The organism is Romboutsia sp. CE17 (assembly GCF_012317385.1).
Classification (GTDB): Bacteria; Bacillota; Clostridia; order Peptostreptococcales; family Peptostreptococcaceae; genus Romboutsia_E.
In genome coordinates, this window is the sequence record NZ_CP051144.1 from 15,915 (window position 1) to 42,237 (window position 26,323).

20 protein-coding genes and 1 pseudogene are annotated in these 26,323 nt (G+C 30.3%); 17 read left to right on the top strand and 4 right to left on the bottom strand.

The features are described 5' to 3' along the window. Positions 1–44 precede the first annotated feature (44 nt). From HF520_RS00065 to HF520_RS00135, 15 genes and pseudogenes are all read left to right on the top strand, one after another. Positions 45–1,376: a lactate racemase domain-containing protein gene (locus HF520_RS00065; protein WP_168572094.1), complete on the top strand. Its 1,332-nt coding sequence runs from the start codon at positions 45–47 to the stop codon at positions 1,374–1,376. Positions 1,377–1,722: 346 nt separating this feature from the next. Next, complete coding sequence (locus tag HF520_RS00070; protein ID WP_168572095.1) at positions 1,723–3,099, top strand: GntP family permease; 1,377 nt, start codon at positions 1,723–1,725, stop codon at positions 3,097–3,099. Positions 3,100–3,298: 199 nt separating this feature from the next. Further along, positions 3,299–3,466 (top strand): hypothetical protein, encoded by a 168-nt coding sequence (locus HF520_RS00075; protein WP_168572096.1) that lies wholly within the window; start codon positions 3,299–3,301, stop codon positions 3,464–3,466. Between the two features lie 224 nt (positions 3,467–3,690). Next, positions 3,691–4,818: a glycerate kinase gene (locus HF520_RS00080; RefSeq protein WP_168572097.1), complete on the top strand. Its 1,128-nt coding sequence runs from the start codon at positions 3,691–3,693 to the stop codon at positions 4,816–4,818. A 189-nt stretch (positions 4,819–5,007) separates the two neighbouring features. Further along, on the top strand, positions 5,008–6,066 hold the full coding sequence (locus HF520_RS00085; protein ID WP_168572098.1) for a CdaR family transcriptional regulator: 1,059 nt from the start codon (positions 5,008–5,010) through the stop codon (positions 6,064–6,066). A 152-nt stretch (positions 6,067–6,218) separates the two neighbouring features. Further along, positions 6,219–7,751, top strand: coding sequence for a galactarate dehydratase (gene garD / locus HF520_RS00090; RefSeq protein WP_168572099.1), 1,533 nt, complete (start codon positions 6,219–6,221; stop codon positions 7,749–7,751). 84 nt (positions 7,752–7,835) lie between these two features. Further along, positions 7,836–9,191, top strand: coding sequence for a glucarate dehydratase (gudD, locus tag HF520_RS00095; RefSeq protein ID WP_168572100.1), 1,356 nt, complete (start codon positions 7,836–7,838; stop codon positions 9,189–9,191). Positions 9,192–9,207: 16 nt separating this feature from the next. Continuing rightward, on the top strand, positions 9,208–10,125 hold the full coding sequence (locus HF520_RS00100; protein ID WP_168572101.1) for a dihydrodipicolinate synthase family protein: 918 nt from the start codon (positions 9,208–9,210) through the stop codon (positions 10,123–10,125). 49 nt (positions 10,126–10,174) lie between these two features. Continuing rightward, on the top strand, positions 10,175–11,083 hold the full coding sequence (gene garR, locus HF520_RS00105; protein WP_330586282.1) for a 2-hydroxy-3-oxopropionate reductase: 909 nt from the start codon (positions 10,175–10,177) through the stop codon (positions 11,081–11,083). 294 nt (positions 11,084–11,377) lie between these two features. Continuing rightward, positions 11,378–12,799: pseudogene (pyk, locus tag HF520_RS00110) on the top strand (pyruvate kinase); the annotation flags it as partial. Between the two features lie 115 nt (positions 12,800–12,914). Further along, positions 12,915–14,210 carry a phosphopyruvate hydratase gene (gene eno / locus HF520_RS00115; protein ID WP_168572104.1) on the top strand — a complete coding sequence of 432 codons (1,296 nt, stop codon included), beginning with the start codon at positions 12,915–12,917 and terminating at the stop codon, positions 14,208–14,210. Positions 14,211–14,690: 480 nt separating this feature from the next. Beyond that, complete coding sequence (locus HF520_RS00120; protein WP_168572105.1) at positions 14,691–15,392, top strand: DUF6198 family protein; 702 nt, start codon at positions 14,691–14,693, stop codon at positions 15,390–15,392. 354 nt (positions 15,393–15,746) lie between these two features. Continuing rightward, positions 15,747–16,379 (top strand): biliverdin-producing heme oxygenase, encoded by a 633-nt coding sequence (locus HF520_RS00125; RefSeq protein WP_168572106.1) that lies wholly within the window; start codon positions 15,747–15,749, stop codon positions 16,377–16,379. Positions 16,380–16,722: 343 nt separating this feature from the next. Further along, on the top strand, positions 16,723–17,907 hold the full coding sequence (locus HF520_RS00130; protein WP_168572107.1) for a hypothetical protein: 1,185 nt from the start codon (positions 16,723–16,725) through the stop codon (positions 17,905–17,907). 28 nt (positions 17,908–17,935) lie between these two features. Continuing rightward, the gene (locus HF520_RS00135; protein WP_168572108.1) at positions 17,936–19,102 is read left to right on the top strand and encodes a M20 family metallopeptidase; all 1,167 of its coding nucleotides are present in this window, start codon (positions 17,936–17,938) and stop codon (positions 19,100–19,102) included. An 83-nt stretch (positions 19,103–19,185) separates the two neighbouring features. Here HF520_RS00135 and HF520_RS00140 read toward each other — a convergent pair whose 3' ends face one another. Both HF520_RS00140 and HF520_RS00145 read right to left on the bottom strand, forming a co-directional pair. Then, entirely contained in the window at positions 19,186–19,857 is a 672-nt protein-coding gene (locus HF520_RS00140; protein ID WP_168572109.1) for an ABC transporter ATP-binding protein, read from the bottom strand. An 11-nt stretch (positions 19,858–19,868) separates the two neighbouring features. Further along, on the bottom strand, positions 19,869–21,377 hold the full coding sequence (locus HF520_RS00145) for an ABC transporter permease (protein WP_168572110.1): 1,509 nt from the start codon (positions 21,375–21,377) through the stop codon (positions 19,869–19,871). A gap of 229 nt (positions 21,378–21,606) precedes the next feature. Here HF520_RS00145 and secG point away from each other — a divergent pair, with 229 nt between their 5' ends. Continuing rightward, complete coding sequence (secG, locus tag HF520_RS00150) at positions 21,607–21,834, top strand: preprotein translocase subunit SecG (protein WP_243155162.1); 228 nt, start codon at positions 21,607–21,609, stop codon at positions 21,832–21,834. Between the two features lie 228 nt (positions 21,835–22,062). On the opposite strand, the gene HF520_RS00155 is transcribed toward secG, so the two are convergent. After that, complete coding sequence (locus tag HF520_RS00155; protein WP_168572111.1) at positions 22,063–23,001, bottom strand: AEC family transporter; 939 nt, start codon at positions 22,999–23,001, stop codon at positions 22,063–22,065. A gap of 470 nt (positions 23,002–23,471) precedes the next feature. Here HF520_RS00155 and rnr point away from each other — a divergent pair, with 470 nt between their 5' ends. Then, a complete protein-coding gene (gene rnr / locus HF520_RS00160) occupies positions 23,472–25,613 on the top strand; it encodes a ribonuclease R (protein WP_168572112.1) in 2,142 nt (713 codons plus the stop codon). A gap of 137 nt (positions 25,614–25,750) precedes the next feature. Here the strand turns inward: rnr and HF520_RS00165 are convergent, their stop codons facing one another. Then, a complete protein-coding gene (locus HF520_RS00165; protein ID WP_168572113.1) occupies positions 25,751–26,152 on the bottom strand; it encodes a DUF2500 domain-containing protein in 402 nt (133 codons plus the stop codon). Positions 26,153–26,323: the final 171 nt, after the last annotated feature.

A 26,323-nucleotide genomic window follows, 5' to 3' on the forward strand; every position in this document is an offset into this window, starting at 1 on the left:
TATAATAAATAAAAGTAATTTAATCATTACTTAGGAGGGGAAATATGGAAATTATAGGGGGCGGAGTAGTATCTAATCTTTTAAAAGATACTAAAATTCCTAAGATGTTTAGAGCAAGACAAATTTTCAACAAAGAAAAAATTGAAGTAGATAAGATAAAAGAGTTTGTATTTAATGAATTATCTAAAGATGAGTTTTCAAATTTAATACAACCTAATATGAATATAGCAATAACTGCAGGTAGTAGAGGTATTAGAAATGTAGATATTATAACAAAGTCTATAGTAGATTTTGTTAAATTAAAAGGAGCAAATCCATTTATAGTTCCAGCTATGGGAAGCCATGGTGGAGCCTGTGCTGAGGGACAATTAGAAGTTTTAGCAAGCTATAATATTACATCTGAAACTATGGGATGTGAAATTAGATCATCTATGGAAGTAGTTGAGTTAGGTTACTCTGAATTAGGAAGAAAAGTTTCAATTGATAAAAATGCATATGAATCAGATGGTATAATAGTTTCTTGTAGATTAAAGCCACATAATGCGTTTAGAGGTAACTATGAAAGTGGTCCTTGTAAAATGATGACTGTGGGTCTTGGAAAACAAGCTGGAGCAGAGGTTGTACATGGTGATGGTATGGGTAAAATATCAGAAAATATACCTACAATGGCAAAGGTAGTAATAGAAAAAGCACCTATTTTATTTGCAATTCCTTGTATAGAAAATGCTTATGATGAGACTTGTCATATAGAAGCAATATTAGCTAAGGATATTATGAAAAGAGAACCAGAATTACTTAAATATGCATTTAGTAAAATACCTAAGCTAATAGTTGAAGAATGTGATGTCTTAGTTGTTGATGAAATTGGGAAAAATTATAGTGGAACAGGTGTAGATCCTAATATAACAGGTACTTTTTCTACTGAATATGCAAGTGGAGGTATAAAGGTACAGAGAACTTGTATGTTAGATTTAAGTGAAGAATCCCACGGAAATGCTCTTGGTGTTGGCTTGTCAAATGCAATTACAAAGAGAATATTCGATAAGATGGATTTAGAAAAAATGTATCCTAACTGTATAACTAGTACAGTTTTAGCTTCTGCAAGAATACCATGTATTGTGGCAAATGATAAAGAGGCTATTCAAATTTGTATAAGAACTTGTACAGGAATAGATAAATCTAAAGTTAGAGTAGTTAGAATATCTAATAGCTTACATATAGAGTATATAATGCTTTCAGAATCTTATTACGAGGATGTAATAAATGGTAAGTACATAGGTTTAGAAGCGATAGATAGTCCTAAGGAACTTCAATTTGATGAATATGGAAGTTTAGATACAAAAATAAAAATATGTGAAAAAACAGTAAAGGTATAGAAAAATGTCCTATATAGTATATATGAAAGAAATATATATATCTGTATAGGACTTTTTATTTTTGACTATTATTTTAAAGTTTGTTATTGTAAATATAAAATGTATAAATTTTAAATATAAATTGAATCTGTGGGATAGAGTAAATATGGGTAAAATATAAAAATTGTATGCAAATATATAAAAAAAAACGTTAATTTTTAGTCAAACGAACGATGAAATAACATTTGGAAAACGTTTATAATAAAAGTACAAAGAGTAAGTTTTCCAAAATTATGAGCAAGATTTTTGGGGATATTATATTTTTTACTTGAATGTTAAAAAAATAGCAATTATGGGGGGTAATGTAGTGGCAGAAGTAAGTAGTACTCAAATGATTTTAGGTTTAGTAATAGGGATTGGGGTTTTATTATTCCTTTCCATAAAGACAAAAGTACATACATTTTTAGCATTAATCTTTGCAGCCATGATAACTGGCTTAATAGGTGGTATGGATGTAAGTTCAGTGTTGTCATCAATAACAACTGGATTTGGTAATACTTTAAGTAGTACTGGTATTATTATAGGTTTAGGGGTAATGATGGGTGCAGTTCTTGAAAAATCAGGAGCAGCAGAACAATTGGCTTTCTCAGTTATAAAACTTGTAGGTAAGAAAAAAGAAGAATGGGCTTTAGGTATCACTGGATACATAGTTTCTATACCAGTATTTGCAGATTCAGCTCTTGTAATACTTACTCCACTTGCAAAGGCACTTTCAAAAGTAAGCGGTAAGTCAGCTGTAAGTTTAGGTTTATCATTAGCAATAGGTCTTCAACTTACACATACATTTGTACCACCAACACCAGGACCATTAACAGTTGCTGGTTTATTAGGAGTAGATGTTGGTGTAATGATACTTTCTGGTGTACTTGTAACAATAATACCATTTATATTATGTATAAACTATTGTAAATGGTTAGGAACTAAGATATATCAAATACCAAGTGAAGATGGAGATGGATATATCAAAAAAGATTTCAAGAAAGAATATTTAAAAGAAATCGAAAATGTAGAAGAATTAATGAAAGATAAGGATTTACCACCAATATTAATGTCAGTTTTACCAATATTAGTTCCATTAATAATGATATTTGCAAACACTATATGTGGATTTGTAGGATTTGAATCAGAAATAATTAAATTCTTCGGATCTCCAATAGTAGCTTTATCAGTTGGTGTTCTTATAGCAGTTTATGGACTTGCAAAAGATAAAGACAAATCAACAATTATGTCATATATGGAAGATGGTATAAAATCGACAGGTATGATAATGTTAATCACAGGTGCTGGTGGTGCATTAGGATTTATAGTTAAAGATTCTGGAATAGGAACAGCATTAGGGGAGTTAGTTGTTTCTTTACCAATACCTGCAATATTAATACCATTTATAATAGCAGTATTAATGAGATTAGCTTTAGGTAGTGCAACAGTTGCATTAACTACAGCAGCAACATTAACAGCTCCATTATTAGCAGTAGTTGGGTTAAATCCGATAGCTGCAGCTATGGCAACTTGTGCAGGTGGGGTAGCATTCAGTTACTTCAATGATAGTGGATTCTGGGTATTCAATGGTATGTATGGATTAAAGGATATAAAAGATCAAATGTATGCTAAAACAGCAATATCACTTATTGGATCATTTTCAGCATTAGCAGTAGTTATAATAGCAAATCTGTTATTTTTCTAGAGAGATATATAGCGATAAACTTATGTTTATCGCTATTTTTTTATGCTTAATGAAATTATAAGTAAGGAACTAAATTTATAATTAATTAATATAATAAAGTATCAATATGGACATAATGAGTATATAATAAAATATCAGAATTGCATTTAGTATACACAATGAAAGACTTTGTAAGTTATCATATAAGGAGGTCTGTAAAGTGAGTGAACTTAATAATAATTTGTCAATGCAAGAAAAAAGTATAATAAAAAACTTATTAAATGATGAAATATTACAAATGGCAAGAGGATTTGAATTTAGACAAGACAAGAAAGAAGTTATGGATAAAATTAAATTATATAATGATTTGTTAGATAAAATTAATTAACTCATCATTATATTAAATAAATTAAAAAATAGCTATATTTTTCATGAAAAATATAGCTATTTTTGTTTATAACAACTGCATTGAAAAAGTTTTACTATATATTTTAGTTTCTTGTGCATAAGCACAATAAAATTTGTATTATATTAGTAAACTGCCGATGAAAACGATATTAAAATACTTTAAAATAGTATATATAAAATAAAAAGATTTTTTGGGGGGATGGTATGAAATTTGTATTAGCACCAGACTCGTTTAAGGAGAGTTTGACAGCAAAAGAAGTAGCAGATGCTATGGAGATTGGTATAAAAAAAGTATTCCCTGATGCGGAATGTATAAAAGTTCCTATGGCAGATGGTGGAGAAGGAACAGTTCAATCTTTAGTAGATGGAACTGAAGGTAAGATTTATGAAGTAAAAGTAACAGGACCCTTAGGAGAAACCGTAAATGCTAGATATGGAATTTTAGGAGATAATGAAACTGCAGTAATAGAGATGGCAGAAGCTAGTGGAATTCATTATGTAGAGAAGGAAAAAAGAAATCCTTTAATTACAACTACATTTGGAACTGGAGAAGTTATAAAATATGCACTAGATAAAAATGTGAAAAAGATAATAATAGGGATAGGTGGGAGCGCTACTAATGATGGTGGTGCTGGAATGATACAAGCCTTAGGTGGAAGATTATTAGACGAAGAAGGTAATGATTTACCATTTGGAGGAGGATCATTAGATAAACTGTATAAAATAGATGTAAGTAATTTTGATAAAAGAATAAATGAGATAGATATAGAAGTAGCATGCGATGTAAGTAATCCTCTTACAGGAGCTGAAGGAGCATCAGCAATATTTGGGCCTCAAAAAGGTGCGACAGAAGAATTAATAAAAATTCTAGATAATAATCTTGGTCATTATGCACAAATTATTAAAGAACAATTAGGAAAAGATATGGCAAATGAAAAAGGTGCAGGAGCTGCTGGAGGATTAGGATTTGCATTATTAGCATTTTGCAATGGTCACCTTAAACCAGGTATAGATATTGTTATAAAGTACTCTAACTTAGATGAAAAAGTCCAAGGAGCTTCATACATAATAACTGGAGAAGGAAGTATAGATAGACAAACAAAATTTGGAAAAACACCATATGGTGTAGCGCAAGTGGCTAAAAAATATGATATACCAGTAATCGCAGTAGCTGGAAATGTTGGAAGTGGAGTAGAAGAATTATATGAATTAGGATTTAATTCAATCTTATCTATAATGCCAGGCGTAATGACATTAGAAAAAGCTTTAAATTCAGGAAAGGAAAATATAGAGAATACAGTAGAAAATGTTGCAAGATTATTAAATATTTAAAAATATTTACTTATATGGCCTAGATGTACTATGCTAAATTTATTATTATAAAAAAGATTGTTAAAAAAATGATAAAATCTATGTACTATTGGAAAATATTATAGTAAAATCAATATTAAATAAAACAATTGTACAAATCTACAAAAAAATAAGTTTATTTACTATGGATAAAAAATAGGGGGACATATAATGCATAGTATAGATAGTAAAATAGCTCAAGATATAGTTAATAGAGTTATGAAAGTTATACCATATAATGTAAATATTATGAACCAAGAAGGTGTAATAATTGCAAGTGGAGATAGAAGTAGATTAAACAAGATACATAGTGGGGCTTTATTGGTTTTAGATGAGAAGAAAAGTGTAGAAATACACAAAAACACTGATAAAGAGAAAGCTGGTATAAATTTACCTATAATATTTTCAAACGAAATGATAGGAGTAATAGGAGTTACAGGTAATCCAGAAGATATAAGACAATTCGGTGAACTAGTAAGAATAACAGCTGAATTACTTGTAAATGAACATTTCACATTTTCTAAGAAAAAGGCATTTGAGATGCATAGAGATAAATTCTTTTATGAATTAACTCAATTAGATGGGGAGTATAGTGACGAAATAAAAAGAGAATCTAGTGAGTTAGGAATAGAATTGGACATACCAAGAATTGCTCTAGTCATAAGCATAAAAAATAAAGATTTCAACTATTACTTAAAAATAAAAGATAAACTATGGATGTTCTTAGAACAACAAGAATTTATAATAGAGTATTTTGAAAATACATTGGTTGTACTTGTTAATACGCAATCAAAACAAAATATAATCATAGATATTTTATCTCAAGAAGAATTAGATATAGGAGTTAGTTTAAAAGAAAATCTTATATCAACTGCTGTTAAACAAGGAGACTTAGCTATAAAAGTAGGTAAAACTTTGAATAAAAATGAAAAAGTTTTAAAATATGAAGAACTATATTTTTTGTCAACTTTAACAACTTGTAAAGGAAATGAGATCTTAAAAAGACACATGGAAATCTTAAAAAATGAAGGTAATAAATTAGATTTAATAGATACAATATTATCTTATATAGAGAATAGTGGGGAGATAAATACAATCTCTAAAAACCTTAATATTCACAGGAATACACTTAATTATAGGTTAGAAAAAATATATTCATTAACAGGTAAAAATCCTAAGAATTTTTTAGATTTATTAGAATTATATACATCATATATACTTTATAATTGAGATTGTGCAAGTGAACAAAAAAGAATGTTAAAGTTTGGTCAAAGAAACGATGATTACAATATATGGAAGTTTTATAATAAAAATATAGAAAGATAACTAAGTAATAAGTAATCAGCTAAGTATATTTAGTATATATGAAAAAGAGGGATGATATGGAGAATAAAATAGCTAATGAAAAACAACCTCTATACATAAAAGTTAATCCTAAGGATAACGTTGCCATAATCGTTAATCAAGGGGGATTAAGTAAAGGGACTGTTTTTCAAGATGGATTAGAATTACTTCAAGATATACCAGAAGCTAATAAAGTAACTCTTGAAAATATAAAAAAAGAAGAGCCAATAATTAGATACGGTGAAGTAATCGGATATGCAACAGAAGATATACAAAAAGGAAGTTGGTTAAGAGAAGATAAGGTAATCTTACCTAGAGCATATTCTTTAGATGAACTTAAAAGTGAATGTATAGAAAATGACTTAGAGCCGCTTGAAGGATATACTTTCATGGGGTATAAGAACTCAGATGGAAGTGTAGGAACAAAAAATATATTAGGGATAACGACTACGGTGCAATGTTCGGAAGGTGTTCTAAATGTTGCTGTAGATAGATTAAAAAGAGAAGTATTACCAAAATATGAAAATGTAGATGACATAATAGCTTTAAACCATCTTTATGGATGTGGAGTAGCTATAAAGGGTAGGGGTGCAGAAGTTCCAATAAGAACTATAAAAAATCTTGCTAAAAACGCTAACTTTGGAGGGGAAATATTAACTGTATCATTAGGTTGTGAGAAGTTAGTACCAGATATGTTATTTCCTGAGTTAGAAAAGGAAAACCTTGTTATACTACAAGATTGCCATGGATTTAATGCTATGGTTGAAGAAATAATGACTAAAGCTGAGGCTAAGCTGAAAAAACTAAATGAAAGAACTAGGGTAGAATGTCCAGTATCTGATTTAGTAGTTGGGCTTCAATGTGGAGGAAGTGATGCTTTCTCTGGGGTAACAGCAAATCCGGCAGTAGGATATGCAGCGGACTTATTAGTAAGAGCAGGAGCTAAGGTAATATTCTCTGAAGTTACTGAAATAAGGGATGCGGTTCATTTATTAGCACCAAGAACTGTTAATGAAGAAGTCCTTTCAAAACTTGTATCTGAAATGAAATGGTACGATAACTATTTAGAGCAAGCTGATGTTGATAGAGATGCTAACCCATCTCCAGGGAACAAAAAAGGTGGATTATCAAATGTAGTTGATAAGGCCTTAGGTTCAGTAGCAAAATCAGGTAGTACTAGAATAGTAGATGTATTATCTCCTGGTGAAAGAATTAGAAAACATGGTATGACATATGCAGCTACTCCAGCAAGTGACTTCGTATGTGGTACTCAACAATTAGCATCAGGAATAACGATGCAAGTATTTACAACTGGAAGAGGTACTACATACAACTTAAATGTATCTCCGGTAATAAAGGTATCAACAAACTCAACACTTAAAGAAAAGTGGTTTGATTTAATAGATGTAGATGCAGGAAGAATTGCAACAGGTCAAAAAACAATCGAAGAAGTGGGTTGGGAAATATTCAATTTAATACTAGACGTTGCAAGTGATAAACAAAAAACTTATGCAGATCAACATAAAATATATAATGCATTAGCAGTGTTTAATCCAGCACCTGTAACTTGATTTAAAAAAGTAAGTTAATTTAAATTTAAAATAGATAAATAACATTAATTTGATAAAATAAATATAACTTTAGGGGGAAAATTTATGATGAGTAAAACACCAGTAATAACTAAAATGCAAGTAATACCAGTAGCAGGACATGATAGCATGTTACTTAATTTAAGTGGAGCACATTCACCATTTTTTACAAGAAATATAGTTATATTAGAAGATAGTAATGGAAATAAAGGTGCTGGGGAAGTTCCTGGTGGAGAAGGAATACGTAAAACTTTAGAAGATGCTAAGGAATTAGTAGTAGGACAAAGTATAGGTAATTACAATAACATATTAAATACAGTTCGTCATAAATTCAATGATAGAGATGCAGCTGGAAGAGGACTTCAAACATTCGATTTAAGAATAACAGTTCATGCAGTAACAGCATTAGAAGCTGCTTTACTTGACTTACTAGGACAACACTTAGATGTACCAGTAGCTGCATTATTAGGTGAAGGTCAACAAAGAGAAGAAGTTGAAGCTTTAGGATATTTATTCTTCATAGGAGATAGAAATAAAACTGATTTACCATACTTAGATGGAAAAGATGAAAACTGTGAATGGTACAGAGTTAGAACTGAAGAAGCTTTAACTCCTGAAGCAGTAGTTAAGTTAGCAGAAGCTTCTCATGAAAAATATGGATTTAAAGATTTCAAATTAAAAGGTGGGGTTTTAACGCCAGATCAAGAAATAGAAGCTATAACAGCTATAAAAAATAGATTCCCAGATGCTAGAGTAACAATAGATCCAAATGGGTGTTGGTCATTAAAAGATGCTATAAGAGTTTGTAAAGGAAAACAAGATGTACTAGCTTATGCAGAAGATCCATGTGGAGCTGAAGATGGTTACTCAGGAAGAGAAATAATGGCTCAATTTAGAAGAGCTACAGGTTTAAAAACTGCTACAAATATGATAGCAACTGACTGGAGACAAATGCAACATTCAGTGCAAGTTCAATCAGTAGATATACCACTTGCTGACCCACATTTCTGGACTATGCAAGGTTCTGTAAGAGTAGGTCAAATGTGTAATGAATGGGGATTAACTTGGGGATCTCACTCAAATAACCACTTTGATATATCACTTGCAATGTTTACTCATGTTGCAGCAGCAGTTCCAGGAGAAATAACTGCAATAGATACTCACTGGATATGGCAAGAAGGAATAGATAGATTAACTAAAGAGCCTTATGAAATAAAAGGTGGAAAAATAGCCGTTCCTAAAAAAGCTGGTTTAGGCATAGAGTTAGATATGGAAAAAATAATGGAAGCAAATGCACTATATAATGAACATTGCCTAGGAGCAAGAGATGATAGTATAGGAATGCAATACTTAATAAAAGATTGGAAATTTGATAACAAAAAACCTTGTTTAATAAGAGAAGAACAAGCAGTACTTGCTTAATTTTAGGGGGATAAAAATGGATACTAGTGCAATAAAGGGGATAATTGTTCCAATAGTTACTCCTGTTGATGAAAATAATTGTATAAATGAAGAAGCTATGATGAGAATGGTAAACTACGTTATAGATGGCGGAGTACATGGAATACTTGCTTTTGGAAGTAATGGAGAATTCTTTGCAATAGACTATAAGGAACAAAGAAAAGCATTATCTTGTATGGTAAAAACTGCAGCTAAGAGAGTGCCTGTATATATGGGTATAGCTGGAATAACTACAAGAGAGTGTGTAGAAACAGCAAAGATGGCTATAGAAGAAGGAGCGGATGGCTTATCTATCCTTCCTCCAATGTTCATATCACCAACTGAAGATGAGTTATATGCGCACATAGTTGCAATAGCTGAAACGGCTCCAGAATTACCAGTACTTTTATACAACAATCCTGGTAAGGTTGGATACGGATTAAGTGTTAATTTAGTAAAAAGGCTTGCAGATGTACCTAACATAGTAGGTATAAAAGATACTAGTGGAAATATGACTTTAACTGCTGAGTTCATAAGAACTACAAGAGACAAAGATTTCAAAGTTATGGCAGGAAAAGATACTATGATATTAGGTTCACTAGCATATGGAGCAGTAGGAGCAATCGCATCAACTGCAAATATAGTTCCAGAATTAGTTGTTGAAATATATGACAAATATATGGCTGGTGATATAGAAGGTGCTTGTGAGGCTCAATTTAAATTAACACCTTTTAGAAATACTTTTGATAAAGTATCATTCCCAGCAGGGACTAAAGATGCTTGTAATTTAATAGGTCTTGAAGTCGGAAATAGTATAAAACCAAATACTACAGCATCTAAAGCTGTATTAGATGAAATGGCACAAATATTAGCTGATTTAGGTTATATAAAAAGAGAGGCTCTTTTAGAAGCTTAATGATTGAAAGAAATTAAGAATAAAAAATAGATAGAAGGAGTAAATGAATATGAAAAGAATAGGATTTATAGGATTAGGAATAATGGGGAGACCAATGAGTAAAAACCTTATGAAAGCTGGTTTTGAACTTGTTGTATTAGATAGAAAGCAAGAAGTAGTAGATGAATTAGTATCTTTAGGTGCTAAAGCTGCATCTACTCCAAAAGAAGTTGCAGAGCAAGTTGACGCTGTTATAACTATGCTTCCAAACTCTCCACATGTTAAAGAGGTTGTTTTAGGAGAAAATGGTGTAATAGAAGGAGCTAAAGAAGGTTTAGTAGTAATAGATATGAGTTCAATAGCTCCATTAGTAAGTAGAGAAATACATGGAGAATTAGCTAAAAAAGGAATAAGAATGATAGATGCACCAGTAAGTGGTGGAGAACCAAAAGCTATAGATGGAACAATATCTGTAATGGTTGGTGGAGAAAAAGAAGTATTCGATGCTTGCTACAATGTAATGGATGCTATGGCAGGATCTGTTGTTTATACAGGTGAAATAGGAGCTGGTAACATAACGAAATTAGCTAACCAAACTATAGTTGCATTAAACATAGCTGCTATGTCTGAAGCTTATATATTAGCTACTAAAGCTGGTGTTGATCCTGAATTAGTTTACCAAGCTATAAGAGGAGGACTTGCTGGAAGTACAGTTTTAGATGCTAAATCTAATATGGTTATGGATAGAAACTTCGAACCAGGATTCAGAATAGATTTACATATAAAAGACTTAGGAAATGTATTAGAAACAGCTCATGAAGTTGGAGCTCCATTACCATTAACTTCTTCAGTTATGGAAATGATGCAAGCTTTAAAAGTAGATGGACTAGGACAAAAAGACCATTCAAGCTTAGTTAAATACTATGAAAAATTAGCTAATGCTGAAGTTGTTAGACACCAAGACTTAGTAAAAGCTTAATAATATATAGATTAAAAATAGCGAATTTTAATAATTCGCTATTTTTAATCCTTATTATCTTATAAGATTCATGTAATTTAGTAAGAAAAAAGTATATTATAAATACTAATAATTAGAAATATAATTAAAAAGATAGAAGATTTAAAATTATCTAAAATTTAACTATATAGAACTTCAAAATATATGTAAAAAATTGTATAATAATAAATGGAATATAAATATATATATAAATTATAAAAATGAAGTAAATATTATAAGGGTAGTATTTATTTCAGGAATATAGGAGAGTCAATTATGATCAATAGCACAAAAAGAACTAAAATTGTTTGTACATTAGGACCAGCAAGTGAAAAAGAAGAAACTCTTAGAGAACTTATAAAAAGTGGATTAAATGTATGTAGAATGAACTTCTCACATGGTTCTCACGAAGAACACAAAGGAAGAATAGATTTAGTAAAAAAAGTAAGAGAAGAATTAGGACAACCTACAGCAATCCTTTTAGATACTAAAGGTCCAGAAATAAGAACTGGTCAATTTGACGCTCCAGAAGTTCTTTTAGAAGAAGGGCAAACATTTACTATAACAATGAAAGATGTTATGGGTAATAAAGAAATGTGTACTGTAAGCTATAAAGGTTTAGCTAAAGACGTTGAGCCAGGAAACACTATACTTATAGATGATGGTTTAGTTGGTCTTAAAGTTAAGGAAGTAAATGGAGACGATATAGTTTGTATCGTTGAAAACTCAGGAATAGTTAAAAATCACAAAGGTGTTAACGTACCAGGTGTAAAGGTAAATTTACCAGCTATAACTGAAAAGGATAGAAGTGATATAGAATTTGGTATAGAACAAGGTATAGATTTTATAGCAGCTTCTTTCGTAAGAAAAGTATCTGACGTATTAGCTATCAGAGAAATATTAGAAGAAAATAATGCTACTGACATAAAAATAATATCTAAGATAGAAAACCAAGAAGGTGTAGACAACTTAGATGAAATAATAGCTGTATCTGATGGTATAATGGTTGCAAGAGGAGACCTTGGAGTTGAAATACCAACAGAAGAAATACCAGTTGTTCAAAAGTTAATGATAAAGAAATGTAATGAAGCAGGAAAACCAGTTATAACAGCTACTCAAATGTTAGACTCTATGATGAGAAATCCAAGACCAACAAGAGCAGAAGTAACTGACGTTGCAAATGCAATATATGATGGAACAGATGCAATAATGTTATCTGGAGAAACAGCTGCAGGTAAATATCCAGTTGAAGCAGTTAAAACAATGGCTACAATAGCTAAGAGAACTGAAGAAACTATAAACTACAATGAAAACTTAAGAGATAAAGCTCTTTCAGCAGCAAATGTAACAGATGCTATAAGTTATGCAACTTGCACAACTGCTATAGATTTAAATGCAAAAGCTATATTAAGTGCAACTTCTTCAGGTCACACAGCAAGAATGGTATCTAAGTTTAGACCACAATGCCCAATAGTTGCTACAACAGATAACGAAAGAGTAATGAGACAATTATCATTAACTTGGGGAGTTCTTCCTACAATATCTTCAAATGGAAAAAATACAGATGAAGTTATAGATAATGCTATAAATGCTGGAAAAGAAAAGAACTATTTAGCTGAAGGTGATTTAGTAGTTATAACTGCTGGAGTACCAGTTGCAACAAGTGGAACAACTAACTTAATAAAAGTAGAAACTATATAGTTTTAAATATAGATAAAGTTTTAATTATATAAATAATAATGTATGCAAACAATAGATAGTAGATTGAGTTATATCTACTATCTATTACATATAAATTTTGGAGGTAAATTCAATGTCAGTTATAGAAGCAGTATACGCTAGAGAAGTACTAGACTCAAGAGGAAACCCAACTGTTGAAGTTGAGGTTATATTAGAAAGCGGAACTATAGGAAGAGCTATAGTACCATCAGGGGCATCTACAGGAGCTTTCGAAGCAGTAGAATTAAGAGATGGTGATAAGGGAAGATACTTAGGTAAAGGTGTAGAAAAAGCTGTTGCTAACGTAAATGAAATAATAGCACCAGAACTTGAAGGAATGGACTGTTTTGACCAACCTGAAATAGATGCAATAATGATAGAGTTAGATGGAACTCCAAACAAAGGAAACTTAGGAGCTAACGCAATACTTGGAGTATCTATGGCTGTAGCAAGAGCTGCTGCTGAAGAATTAGGATTACCATTATTCCAATACATAGGTGGAGTAAATGCTAAGCAATTACCAGTACCAATGATGAACATATTAAACGGTGGAGAGCATGCAGATAACAACGTTGACGTTCAAGAATTCATGATATTACCAGTAGGGGCTAAATCTTTCAAAGAAGGTTTAAGAATGGGAGCAGAAGTATTCCACTCATTAAAGAAAGTTCTTGGAGAAAAAGGATTAGCTTGTGGTGTAGGTGACGAAGGTGGATTCGCTCCAAACTTAGGATCAAACAGAGAAGCTTTAGAATTAATAGTTGAAGCTATAGAAAAAGCTGGATACAAGCCAGGAGATGACGTAAGATTAGGTCTTGACGTTGCTGCTACAGAAATGTACAACAAAGAAACTAAAAAATATGTTTTAGCTGGAGAAGGAAAAGAATTAACTGCAGCTGAAATGGTTGATTTATATGAAGATTGGGCTAACAACTTCCCAATAGTAACTATAGAAGATGGTCTTGATGAAGAAGACTGGGATGGATGGAAAGTATTAACTGAAAGATTAGGTAAAAAGATACAATTAGTTGGAGACGACTTATTTGTTACTAATACTGAAAGATTAGAAAGAGGAATAGAAGCAGGTGTAGCAAACTCTATATTAATAAAAGTTAACCAAATAGGTACAATAACTGAAACTTTAGATGCTATAGAAATGGCTAAGAGAGCTGGATACACTGCAGTTATATCTCACAGATCAGGAGAAACAGAAGATACTACTATAGCTGATTTAGCTGTAGCTGTAAATGCTGGACAAATAAAAACTGGTGCTCCATCAAGAACTGATAGAGTAGCTAAGTACAACCAATTATTAAGAATAGAAGAAATGGTTGGAGATAATGCTAGATACTGTGGAATGAACTCATTCTATAACTTAAAAAATAAATAAGAATCTAATAAATAAAGAAATAAGCCAATAATATTTTATATTATCGGCTTATTTTTTTATTTAAATCATATTAAGTTAAAAAATATATTAGATTAAATTTTAAAATAAAAAGGAAAAGTAATATACTTTACGAAATATTATTAAATGGCGATGAAAAAATGTAACAAAAAATATGTAAAAGATTAGAGGAATATTGAAATTGAAGTCGAATAGTAATAAGTAGCGTGTTTAAATTATCAGAACAATAAGTCAAATTTATTAAAAAGTTTGTATATAATATTGACATTATACATATTAATATTTATCTATATTCATCAATGTGCATAAAAATCAATTCACCAAGGGGATGGGAATAATAGAGTGATATTACTTAGGCAGTGATTGAAAGTATATTAATATGGTGAACTTAATTAAATTTGAGTTCGCCATATTAATGTACTTAAAATTATAATTTAACACAAAATAAGGGGGAAGATTTTCATGAAACAAAAAAAACGTTTTACCGGAGAGTTAGCCTTAGTTTTGGGACTAATTTTTAACAGCTTTGCAAGCACTCTGATGATAAAGAGTCACTTTGGTATATCATCAATAACGTCTGTACCATATGTTCTAAGTTTGGCATTTGATAAACTCACATATGGTACTTGGAACTATATATTTCAGTGTTTTCTTATAGTAATGTTGGTTGTACTAACTAGACAATTTAAAATAGGATATATTATTTCCTTTTTACTTGCAATAGTATTTGGATATTTAATAGATTTCTTTAATGTAAATATTATAGAAATACTTCCAAATGGAATATTACTAAATACGATATACTTTATAGTTAGTTTTGGCGTTATATCATTGGGAATGTCGTTATTGTTAAATTGTAAAACACCTGTTTTACCGACAGACACTTTTACTAGAGATTTTCCAGCACATTTTAATATACCTTACAAACGTTCAAAGACAGTATTTGACTTATCTTGTCTTGCATTTACAATAGTAGTATCTTTAATTTTCTTAAGAAAAATAGTGGGAATAGGAGTAGGTACTGTAGTCTGTGCATTTATAACAGGAAAGGTTGTTTCTTGTATAAATAGTTTTATAGATGAAAGGTTTTATTTTGAATCGATATTCACAACATTAAAGAATAAGAAAGCTAATAAAAATGAAATAATTGAGGATGCAAATTAATAATATCATCTGAAAATTTTTTTAATATAGATGAACTATGAATCAACATAGGTGTATTAAAAACTAGATTGTTTAAAATATAACAAATTTAATAATGAAATATATTATGAGTTTTATATAAAGTGCAGTTTATAGATATAATACTGGAATTTATATTAGTTATAAAAATTATTAATTTTAGAAGTAAGGTAGAGTTGGATTTAAGTAGAGAGATTCAAATTATTGATAGTTAGAAGCAAGTAAAAATATAAATATGCCATTGGAATATTTTGTGAAAAATATGTTTAAAGAAGAAGATAGGTGGTATAAATACAATAGAAAATGATAATTAATATCAATATGGAGGATCTCATTATGGATTTATTAACAAAAATAAGAAAAAATACAGGAACTCTTCACAGTGCGGCAGAGCACAGTGGATTTATAAAGAGAATAGTAGACGGAAATGCATCTAAAGAAAGTTATGCAGAGTATTTGTTCAACTTATCTGCTATGTATAAAGCAATAGAGGATACTATAGATAAGAATAGTTCAAATGAGATAGTAAAGGATTTTGTAACTAAAGAATTATACAAATATGAATTAATTCAAAAAGATTTAGAATTTTTATTAGGTGATAAGTTGAATACTATGGAACTATTACCTTCAACTTTATCTTTCATAGAAAGAATAAATGAAATAGATAATTCTTCACCAGAGCTTATAGTAGCATATGCATATACTAGATTTATAGCAGATTTATTTGGAGGAAGAACATTTATAGCATTATTAAGTGTAAACTATGGTGTTCCTAAAGAAGGATTAAACTACTATAATTGTGATGGAATAAAAGATATAAGATCTTATGTTATGAACTATGGTGCAAAAATAAATAATATGAACTTGACTGAAGAGCAAGAATCTAAGTTAATAAATGAAGTTAATAACGCATATATCTACAATTTAGCTATATCATGCGAGTTAGAAGCAAAACTATACTCAAATTAATAATTTTAACTTAATTAAATATGAAATAAAAATAGCAACTATTTTATATGATGAATATATAAGGTAGTTGCTATTTTTATATATTTATCTTCGATTTTAGTATAAAAATAGATGATAAACATATAAAAGCAAAGGAAGAATTATTAAATAGGTATGTTTAGAAATTAAATATATAAAAAGTTTTTTGAAAATTAAATATATATAGAATATTGAAAAAATGAATTGAGTAGACTATAATGAAATAATTAGAAAGGGGGCTACCTATAATTTCTAAACTTAATTATAAATATTTTTATTTATAAAAATTTAATTATAAAATTTAATAAGGGGAGGATTTTAAAGTATGGATATGATGATGGCATTATGTTTAGTGCTATTAGCACTAACATTGGGGGATGTAATATCGGCTATGACAAAGGCATTTGTACCATCGGTATTCGTTTCAGCAATAATATTCGTAATAGGCTTTTGGACAATATTTCCGGCAGATATAGTAGATTTATCTGGAATAGGTAATCCTTTAGCACAACTAGCAATTTTATTATTAATAACACACATGGGAACTTTAATGAGTTTAAAAGAATTAGCATCACAATGGAGAACTATAATAATTTCACTTGCAGGAATTGTAGGAATATGTGTTGGTGCAGTAGCATTAGGAACAGTAGTATTTGATTGGGAGACAGCAATAATTGCAACTCCACCACTTACAGGAGGATTAGTTGCATCAATAATGATGGCGGATGCAGCAACAGCAAAAGGATTAAACGATTTGGCAGTTCTTGCTATATTAGTTTACGTTGCACAAGGATTTGCAGGATATCCTTTAACATCTATATTACTTAGAAAAGAAGGGAATAAACTTTTATCTGATTTTAGAAGTGGTAAGATTAAATCTTCTGCAAAAAGCGAAGTTGAAGAAACTATAAAAGAAGAAAGTAAATTAAGAATAATACCTAAACTACCAGAAAAGTATGATACTACTTATATGGTACTACTAAGAGTAGCTATAGTCGCATTAGTAGCAGTTAAACTAGAAGGTTTAACTGGGGGTACTATATCTAAGTATGTTATAGCACTAGTATTAGGAGCTATTGCTTCAGAAATGGGACTTATTGATAGAAAACCTTTAGTAAAATCAGGTTCATTTGGAATATTAATTACTTCTTTAATGGCATTTGTAATGGCAGGTCTAGCAAAAGCAACTCCAGATACTCTTGCAGAAATGGCAATGCCACTAATAGGAATTATAGTATTTGGTGTTGTAGGAATGGGAATATTCTCTATAATAGCAGGTAAGCTATTAGGAATTAGCAAAGAAATGTCATTTGCAGTAGCATTAACAGCACTTTATGGATTTCCACCAAACTACATCATAACAGAAGATGTATCTAAAGCTTTAGCAGAGACTCCAGAAGAAAAAGAGTTCTTAATGGATCAAATGCTTCCTCAAATGCTAGTTGGAGGATTTACAACTGTAACTATTGCGTCAGTAATAATAGCAGGATTATTCATTAATCTTATATAAAAATTATATTAGTAGGGGGGAAAATAAAATGAATATAAAAGAAAGATGCAGATCAAATAAAGATTATGTGATTGAACTAAGAAGAGATTTTCATCAACATCCAGAAAGAAGTTTAGAAGAATATAGAACTTCAAAAAGAATAAAAGAAGAACTTGATAAAATGGGAATACCATATGTAGCAGTAGCTGAAACTGGTGTAGTTGCTACTATAAAAGGAAATAATACTGGAAAAACAGTAGCATTAAGAGCAGATATGGATGCTTTATCAGTATTTGAAGAAAATGATGTAGAGTATAAATCTAAAGTAGACGGTATGATGCATGCATGTGGTCATGATGGGCATACAGCAATGCTTTTAGGTGCAGCTCAAGTATTAAATGATATAAAAGACCAAATAAATGGAACAGTAAAATTATTCTTCCAACCAGCAGAAGAAGTAGCAAAAGGTGCAAAAGCTATGGTAGATAATGGAGTTCTAGAAGGTGTAGATGGCGTATTTGGAATACATCTATGGAGTGGCTTAGAATGTGGAAAGGTATCTGTTGAAGAAGGCCCAAGAATGGCAGCAGCAGATATATTTAAGATACACGTAAAAGGTAAAGGTGGTCATGGTTCTCTTCCACATCAAGGTGTTGATGCAGTTGTTGCAAGTGCAGCAATAATAATGAATTTACAATCTATAGTAAGTAGAGAAACAAGCCCTCTAGATTCAGTAGTAGTAAGCGTAGGTGCACTACATTCTGGAACTAGATTTAATGTAATAGCAAGTGAAGCAGTATTAGATGGTACTGCAAGATACTTCAATCCAGAATTGAGAGAAGAAATACCTAAGATGATAGAAAGAGTAGCTAAAAGTACAGCAGAAGCTTATAGAGCTGAGGCAAAACTTGAATATAGATATGGAACACCAATTTCAATAAATAATAAGGAATGTTCTAAAATCGCAGAAAAATCTGTAATTAAGTTATTAGGAGAAGAAGGTTTATCATTACTAGATAAGATGACTGGTGGAGAAGATATGGCTGAGTACATGAATAGAGTACCAGGAGTCCTAGCCTTTGTAGGAGCTGGAAATCCAGAAAAGGGAGCAGCATACCCTCATCATCATGGTAAGTTCAATATTGATGAGGATTCACTAGAAATTGGAACATCAGTATATGTACAGTATGCACTAGATTTTTTAGATAATAATTAAATTTATTTAAAGAACATAAAAAATCACTAGCATCATAGCAAATTGCTATAGCTAGTGATTTTTTATTATTTTAATTAAACTTATTAGCAAAATTCAGTTTGAAGTAGCTTTTTATTTTTTACAATATAAGTGACATCAGATCTTTTTGCAATATCATTATTATGAGTTACTAAGATAACTGTTTTATTATGTTTTTTTACTAGATTTTCAAATATAGATATTATTTCATTTGAAGTATTTTCATCTAAGTTTCCAGTAGCTTCATCTGCAAGTATTAAGTTTGATTCAGTAGCTAAAGCTCTAGCAATAGCAACCCTTTGCTGTTGACCACCACTTAGAGTTAATACTTTTTGTTTTCCTTGTTCTTCAGTTAGCCCAACTTGTTTTAATATTTCTATAGCTTTTTCTTTTTTATTAGAACATTTTGTGCCCTTAATTTCCATAGCGCAGATTATGTTATCTAAAGCACTCATATATGTTAATAAGTTATAGCTTTGGAATATTATAGATATACATTTATTTCTATAGTTAGAAAGACCTATATTATTTATGTTTTTGTTATCAAATAAAATTGAACCTGAAGAAGATTTATCAAGTCCTGCAGCTAATGATAACAGGGTAGTTTTTCCAGAACCAGAAGGTCCTATTATTGTATAAAACTTTCCTTGTTCAAAAGTTGCATTAACCTTATCTAATATAGTAGCGTTGTTATTGTAAGAATAACTTACATCTTTAAATTCTAGTATTGTACTCATATATATTCCTCCTAACTATGTTTACTTAATATATTTTTAGGATTAAGTCTCATTACTGTAACTGCAGGTACACAAGTTGCAACTAATGATATAGCAACTCCTAATCCGGACATTTTTAAGAAGTCTTGTCCTGAAACTGAAACATCAAGTTCGTCTATAACTTCTACATTAGATCTTGTAGGAGAGAACATTCCTCCAAATCCTTTGTTTTGACCTCTATCACCACCAGGCATTTCAGGGGCATTTGCTTCATCACTATTTTCAGAAGAAGATATTTCTGATGTTAAAAGCTGGTTAGCAATTAAATTACTAGTTGAATTACCTATTACTGATGATACACCTAGAGATAAAACTAAAACTAGTAGGATTTCTACTGCAAATTGAGCTATTATCTTAGATTTCTTCTCACCAAGTGAAAGTAAAATACCTATTTCTTGGTTTCTATCTCTAATAGATAACATTATTATTAAAGTTAAAATTAACCCACCAGCTATAGCTATAACGAATACTGCTATTTTTGAGAAAGAACTGATATTTTCTATAGGTCCTAACATTTGCTCGTAAGCTGAGTCATTAGCATCTAATTTAAAAGTATCAAAATCTATATTAGTTTTTTCACTTTCAGCTATAAAAGCATCAACATTTACTGGATCGTTTAAGTAGAATACTGCACTATCAACAGCATTTTCATAATCAGACCCTTTTATTTCAGATATTGTTTCTAGGCTAGTATAGATATTGTTGTATGGACTAGATGCTGTGTCCCTCATAGCTTGTTCTGTAAAATCTTCACTAGAAGCATAGATACCAATTATTTTTAAGTCATATGTAGTTTCTTCGTCAGATGTAGAAGATACATTTATAGTGTCACCTACACTAAGGTCATTTTCTGATGCTAATGCTTCTTCTATAATTACTGAGTTAGATGCAGTTTCTTCAGTTATTGAATCACCTTCAACTATAGATATATTACCATCTCTAAAAGAAGAAGTTTGTTCTAAATTAGAAACACCTGTTAAAGTTACATCTCCCATATTTCTGCCTATTTTACCTTGATCCATTTGAGGCATATTTTTGTTAGATGACTCAGTTGAAGAGTTGCTTTCTTCCGAATCACTTTCTTCAGTTTCACTTCCTACAGCAGTGAAGTCATTAGCTAATAAGCTTGTACTAGATTGAGCTAAGTAACTTTCAACGTATTCTGAATCTTTAAGTTGATCTATGTACTCAGTAGGTAGTGGCGTCATAGTAGGTTTCATTCTTTCGCCACCAGGCTCCCCAGATGATGAAGCAGAGTCTTTAGACTTCATCATATTTTCTCTCATTTTCTCTGTATCAACTTTTAATGTTACTGTAGCTCCTAGTTGTTGTCTTGCTAGGATTCCTGCATTTTTACTTGCAGTTTGAATTGATATTCCGCTTAGTACTAATACACATATTGTTGTTATTACTGTGAATAAAAGTAGTGTTTTTGACCATCTACTTTTTGTACTTAAGATTGCTCTTTTAAAAAAGTTCATAAAAAAATTCTCCTTTTTAATATAATTACTTTAACAATAGTATTTTAGTTATGTTGTATGAACTTTACATGAAATTGGAAAGAATAGTAGATGAAGAAAAGATGAAATTTATGTGAAGAAATAAAATATGCTTAGTATAAGATGTTTTGAGAGGTATGCTTGTATTAAGCAATCTATTATGATAGACTAAAGAATGTATAATTTTTATAATTAAATAGGAGGATACCATATGTTAAGTAACATTTTAATGGGAATACAAGTTGTACTTGGTATAGTATTAATACTTGCTATAATGCCTCAAGATAGTAAAAGTGCAGTTCCTTCACAATTTGGTGGAGAAGGTAGCCAAAGCTACTTTAAGCCAAAAGGGAAAGAAGCTTTTCTTGGTAGAGTTACTAAGATAGCAGCAGTATTATTCTTCTTAAATGCATTAGCATTAGTTATGGTAAATAAATAATAAATAAATGGCCATTATTTAAAATTATTTACATCTTTAAAAATTAAATTTAATTTTTAAAAGAGAGTTATTGAACATGCTGAAATGATTGGAGCATGGGTGATATATAAATTTCCTTCCATGCAGCAAGAAGTGCTGCAAATGTCAGAGAAATTTATATATTCACCCTTCGCACCAAGGATTACTATACACATTCAATAACTCTTTTTGTTGTGGGTAGAGGGGGATTTAAATTAAGGCTAGTTGTTTTAGGCTTAGTATCCATAGAAATACTGTTGGAATACAGAATAAGCATGAGAATACTATTGCTTGTTGGGCTAGTATGTGATCTGCATCCATCTGTTTTGCCATTTGGAATGTTGATACTGCTGTTGGTGAAGCAAACATTATTAGTATAGTTAATAGTTCTATCTCTCTAAATCCTAGTGATATTGCTAATGGAATAAATATTAGTGGAACTATGACTAGCTTATTTGATACTACAAATATTATATTTTTTAAGTATTCTTTTATATCTGAAAATGAGAATGATCCACCTAATAGTATTAATGAAAGTGGTGTTGCTAATTTTGATATATCGCTTACTGATTTTTCTATAAATGTTGGTAGCTTTATGTTTAGTAAGATGAATGATACACCAATTATTGATGCTACTATTAATGGGTTTGTTATTATACCATGTATTATTTTCTTGAAGTCTATATTACCATCTCTAAATACTTCTAATGAAATTACTGCTAAAAGATTAAATAGAGGTACGATTATAGATATTAGTAGAGCAGTCGTTCCAATACTACCATCACCATATATAGATGAAGCTACGGGCATACCAAAGATTACAAAGTTACTTCTAAAGATACCTTGTATCATTACACCACGTTTCTTATTATCTTTTTCAATTTTAGGGATTATAATTAGTAAAATAAAAAATAAGATTAAAACACAACTAACCGAGAACATTATTAGTCTTGGATTGAATGCACTTTTTACATCACTTTTATAAATATTATAGAATAGCATAGTTGGTAAAAATGCCTTGAAACAGACTTTGTTCATAACGTCTAAGGTTTGTTTATCAAGCATTTTAATATATTTTAAATAATAACCTAATGCCATCACAATAAACAAAGGTGAAACTACATTAAATGATAAAGTAAAATTCTCCATATTAATCCTCCAATATAATTAGTATACAAGTTTAGTTTAAGGAAAACTTTTGCAAAAATCAATAAATAAGTGAAAAATAATAGATATATATGTATGAATAAAAACTTTAACTACATATTAGCAGAATGGATTTTAAATATTAAAATAAAGTGTGAAGTGTTAGTGTTTATTACAAATCAAACTACTTATTTATATTAGATACTACAATCATTAGATTTCATTTTATTCAAAACTATGCTATTATAACAAGGTATTCCAAATATTAGAAAATATGAGAGCGGTGTGAAAATAATTAATTAAAATATATTAAATACATGAAATATGCTAATAATAAAAGATATATAGGGTATAAAAATAAGAAATAAAATTTTAAATGAATAAGTATAATGTTTTATAAATTATGAAGCATATATTTAATAATAAGGATTTTATTAAACTTAATATAGAAAAAAGAAACATAGGAGGCAAAAATGGTACCAGGACTTAAAGAAAGTTTATTAGGGCTAATACATGATCCGGCATACAATCCTCTAAAAAAAGAGGAACTAGCAGTTATATTTAACATACATCCAGCAGAGATGGCAATGTTCTTTAACTTTTTAGATGAATTAGAAGAAGACGGATATATATGTAGAAGTAAAAAAGGAAAGATAATGTCATTAAACCAAATGGGATTATATGCAGGGAAATTTGTATCACATAGAAAGGGATTTGGGTTTGTTGAATCTGATGAAGAATTTACACAAGATTTATTCATCCCAGCAGACAATGTAAATACTGCAATGCATAACGATAGAGTTATAGCAGAAATAGTAACTCCTGCTACTGAAGATAGAAGAGCAGAAGGTAGAATAGTTAAAATAGTAAAAAGAGAAGTAACTGAAGTAGTTGGATTATTCCAACCAAGCAAAAACTTTGGTTTCGTAATTCCAGATAATAAAAAATTCAACCAAGATATATACATACCTAAGAAGTTTTTCTCAGGAGCTAAAGAAAATGACAAGGTAGTGGTTGAAATTACTGTTTGGCCATCAGAAGATAGAAAGCCAGAAGGTAAGATAATAGAAATTTTAGGACAAAAAGGTGAAAGAGGAGTAGAAATAGAGTCTATAATAAAAGCTCATGGCTTACCTGAAGAATTCCCTAAGAAAGTATTAGAGGAAGCTGAATTTGTTGCACAACCTATTCCTCAAGAAGAAATAGATAGAAGATTAGATATAAGAGATCTTAAAATATTTACTATAGATGGTGAAGATGCAAAAGACTTAGATGATGCTGTTTCTATTGAAAAATTATCTAATGGAAATTTCAAGCTAGGAGTTCATATAGCTGATGTTACTCATTATGTTAGAGAAAAAAGTAAATTAGATAAAGAAGCTTTAAAAAGAGCAACTTCTGTTTACTTAGTTGATAAAGTAATACCAATGTTACCTAAAACACTTTCTAACGGTGTTTGTTCATTAAATCCATTTGAAGATAAACTTACATTATCTATATTTATGGAGATAAATGATAAAGGGGACGTCGTAAAACATGACATACGTGAAACAGTAATAAATTCTAAAGCTAGAATGACTTATACAGAAGTATCTGACATACTAGAAAAAGATGACCCATTATTAAAGAAGACTTTCTCTCATATGCTAGAAGAATTTAAGTTATCAGAAGAGTTAGCTAGAATTCTTATGAAGAGAAGAGAAAGAAGAGGAGCAATAGATTTTGACTTCCCAGAAGCTAAGATAATCTTAAATAAAGATGGAGAAGTTGTTGATATAAAACATTATGAAAGAAGAATTTCTAATAGAATAATAGAAGAATTCATGCTTGTAAGTAATGAAACTATAGCAGAGCACTTCTTCTGGTTAGGATTACCTTTTGTTTATAGAGTTCATGAAACTCCATCATCAGAAAAGATGGAAGAGCTAAGCAAATTTGTTGCTACTTTTGGATATACAATAAAAGGCGACTTAGAAGAAGTTCATCCAAAAGCTTTACAATCAATAGTTGAACAAATAAAAGGTAAGAGAGAAGAAGAAGCAGTAAGTACAATATTACTTCGTTCTTTAAAACAAGCAAGATACGAGCCAACTTGTATAGGTCATTTTGGTCTTGCGGCTAAGTATTATTGTCACTTTACTTCTCCAATAAGAAGATATCCAGATTTACAAATACACAGAATTATAAAAGAGCAATTAAATAATAAGATAAATCAAAAAAGACAAGATCAGTTATCAAATATAGTTGATTATGCTTCTACTCAATCTTCTGAAAGAGAAAGAGCTGCAGAACTTGCAGAAAGAGATGTTCATGATTACTATAAAGCTTGTTATATGGCTGATAAGGTAGGGGAAGAATTCGAAGGAACTATTTCAAGTGTTACTAACTTTGGTATGTTTGTTGAGTTAGAGAATACTGTTGAAGGTCTTATAAGACTTGCTAATATGGCTGATGATTATTATATTTATGATGATATGAGTTATACAATTATTGGTGAGAGAACTAGAAAGACTTTTAGAATTGGTGATCCTGTAAGAATTAGAGTAGATAAAGTTAATGTTGACTTTAGAGAGATAGATTTTGAATTACTTGGTAAAATCGAAGATAAAGAGTAGATGTTAGCTTCGGGGGGATGGTTATATAGAGTTTTGGACCCATGCAAAGCAAAGAGCGCTTTGCGAATGGGAGCAAAACTTCTATATTCACATCACCCCCTTTGCTTTATACATGTTTGAATAAGTATGGGATATAGTTATTGTCTTGTGAAGCTTAGGAAGCGAGTTCCTTGGAATTGTAGTTTTCCGTGGTCTCCTTCTACTAAGATTCCATATTGAGTTCCACTAACATGGAATTCCATTCTATCTTTGCTTTTAAATTCAAAGGTAACATAATAGCTAGTGCTGCTACTATCACCTGTATAATGTCCATTAGCATCGTGATGACCTGCATGTCTAGTTACATTCATTCTTTTACTTACAACCTTACAATCAACATCTAAAATTGGTTGTTTGTTATTGTTAGACCATTCAGAAATGCCTTTAATTGAAGATATAATGATAGAACCAAACACAAATATAAAACCACAGACAACTATTAAAGGAACTATGTTAAACATAATATCTGAACCTGTTGAAAAACCATCATAAAACTCCATAACTCAATCCTCCCTCAAAATATAAGTTATCTAGTATTATAATATAAAAGCTTAAGTAGAAAGATAAGAAAAAGTTACATTTTATGGAAAATAGATTATTGCATACTTACATGTAGTATTTTGAGTGAGATTTGCTTATAATTTATTTTTTTAATTAGTGAAAGGTAGAAT

Bases quoted from the DNA above. Each gene is read 5' to 3' on its own strand.
- HF520_RS00065 (WP_168572094.1), top strand. From the start codon at position 45: ATGGAAATTATAGGGGGCGGAGTAGTATCTAATCTTTTAAAAGATACT.
- HF520_RS00080 (WP_168572097.1), top strand. From the start codon at position 3,691: ATGAAATTTGTATTAGCACCAGACTCGTTTAAGGAGAGTTTGACAGCA.
- HF520_RS00085 (WP_168572098.1), top strand. From the start codon at position 5,008: ATGCATAGTATAGATAGTAAAATAGCTCAAGATATAGTTAATAGAGTT.
- garD (WP_168572099.1), top strand. From the start codon at position 6,219: ATGGAGAATAAAATAGCTAATGAAAAACAACCTCTATACATAAAAGTT.
- gudD (WP_168572100.1), top strand. From the start codon at position 7,836: ATGATGAGTAAAACACCAGTAATAACTAAAATGCAAGTAATACCAGTA.
- HF520_RS00100 (WP_168572101.1), top strand. From the start codon at position 9,208: ATGGATACTAGTGCAATAAAGGGGATAATTGTTCCAATAGTTACTCCT.
- garR (WP_330586282.1), top strand. From the start codon at position 10,175: ATGAAAAGAATAGGATTTATAGGATTAGGAATAATGGGGAGACCAATG.
- eno (WP_168572104.1), top strand. From the start codon at position 12,915: ATGTCAGTTATAGAAGCAGTATACGCTAGAGAAGTACTAGACTCAAGA.
- HF520_RS00120 (WP_168572105.1), top strand. From the start codon at position 14,691: ATGAAACAAAAAAAACGTTTTACCGGAGAGTTAGCCTTAGTTTTGGGA.
- HF520_RS00125 (WP_168572106.1), top strand. From the start codon at position 15,747: ATGGATTTATTAACAAAAATAAGAAAAAATACAGGAACTCTTCACAGT.
- HF520_RS00130 (WP_168572107.1), top strand. From the start codon at position 16,723: ATGGATATGATGATGGCATTATGTTTAGTGCTATTAGCACTAACATTG.
- HF520_RS00135 (WP_168572108.1), top strand. From the start codon at position 17,936: ATGAATATAAAAGAAAGATGCAGATCAAATAAAGATTATGTGATTGAA.
- HF520_RS00140 (WP_168572109.1), bottom strand. From the start codon at position 19,857: ATGAGTACAATACTAGAATTTAAAGATGTAAGTTATTCTTACAATAAC.
- HF520_RS00145 (WP_168572110.1), bottom strand. From the start codon at position 21,377: ATGAACTTTTTTAAAAGAGCAATCTTAAGTACAAAAAGTAGATGGTCA.
- secG (WP_243155162.1), top strand. From the start codon at position 21,607: ATGTTAAGTAACATTTTAATGGGAATACAAGTTGTACTTGGTATAGTA.
- HF520_RS00155 (WP_168572111.1), bottom strand. From the start codon at position 23,001: ATGGAGAATTTTACTTTATCATTTAATGTAGTTTCACCTTTGTTTATT.
- rnr (WP_168572112.1), top strand. From the start codon at position 23,472: ATGGTACCAGGACTTAAAGAAAGTTTATTAGGGCTAATACATGATCCG.
- HF520_RS00165 (WP_168572113.1), bottom strand. From the start codon at position 26,152: ATGGAGTTTTATGATGGTTTTTCAACAGGTTCAGATATTATGTTTAAC.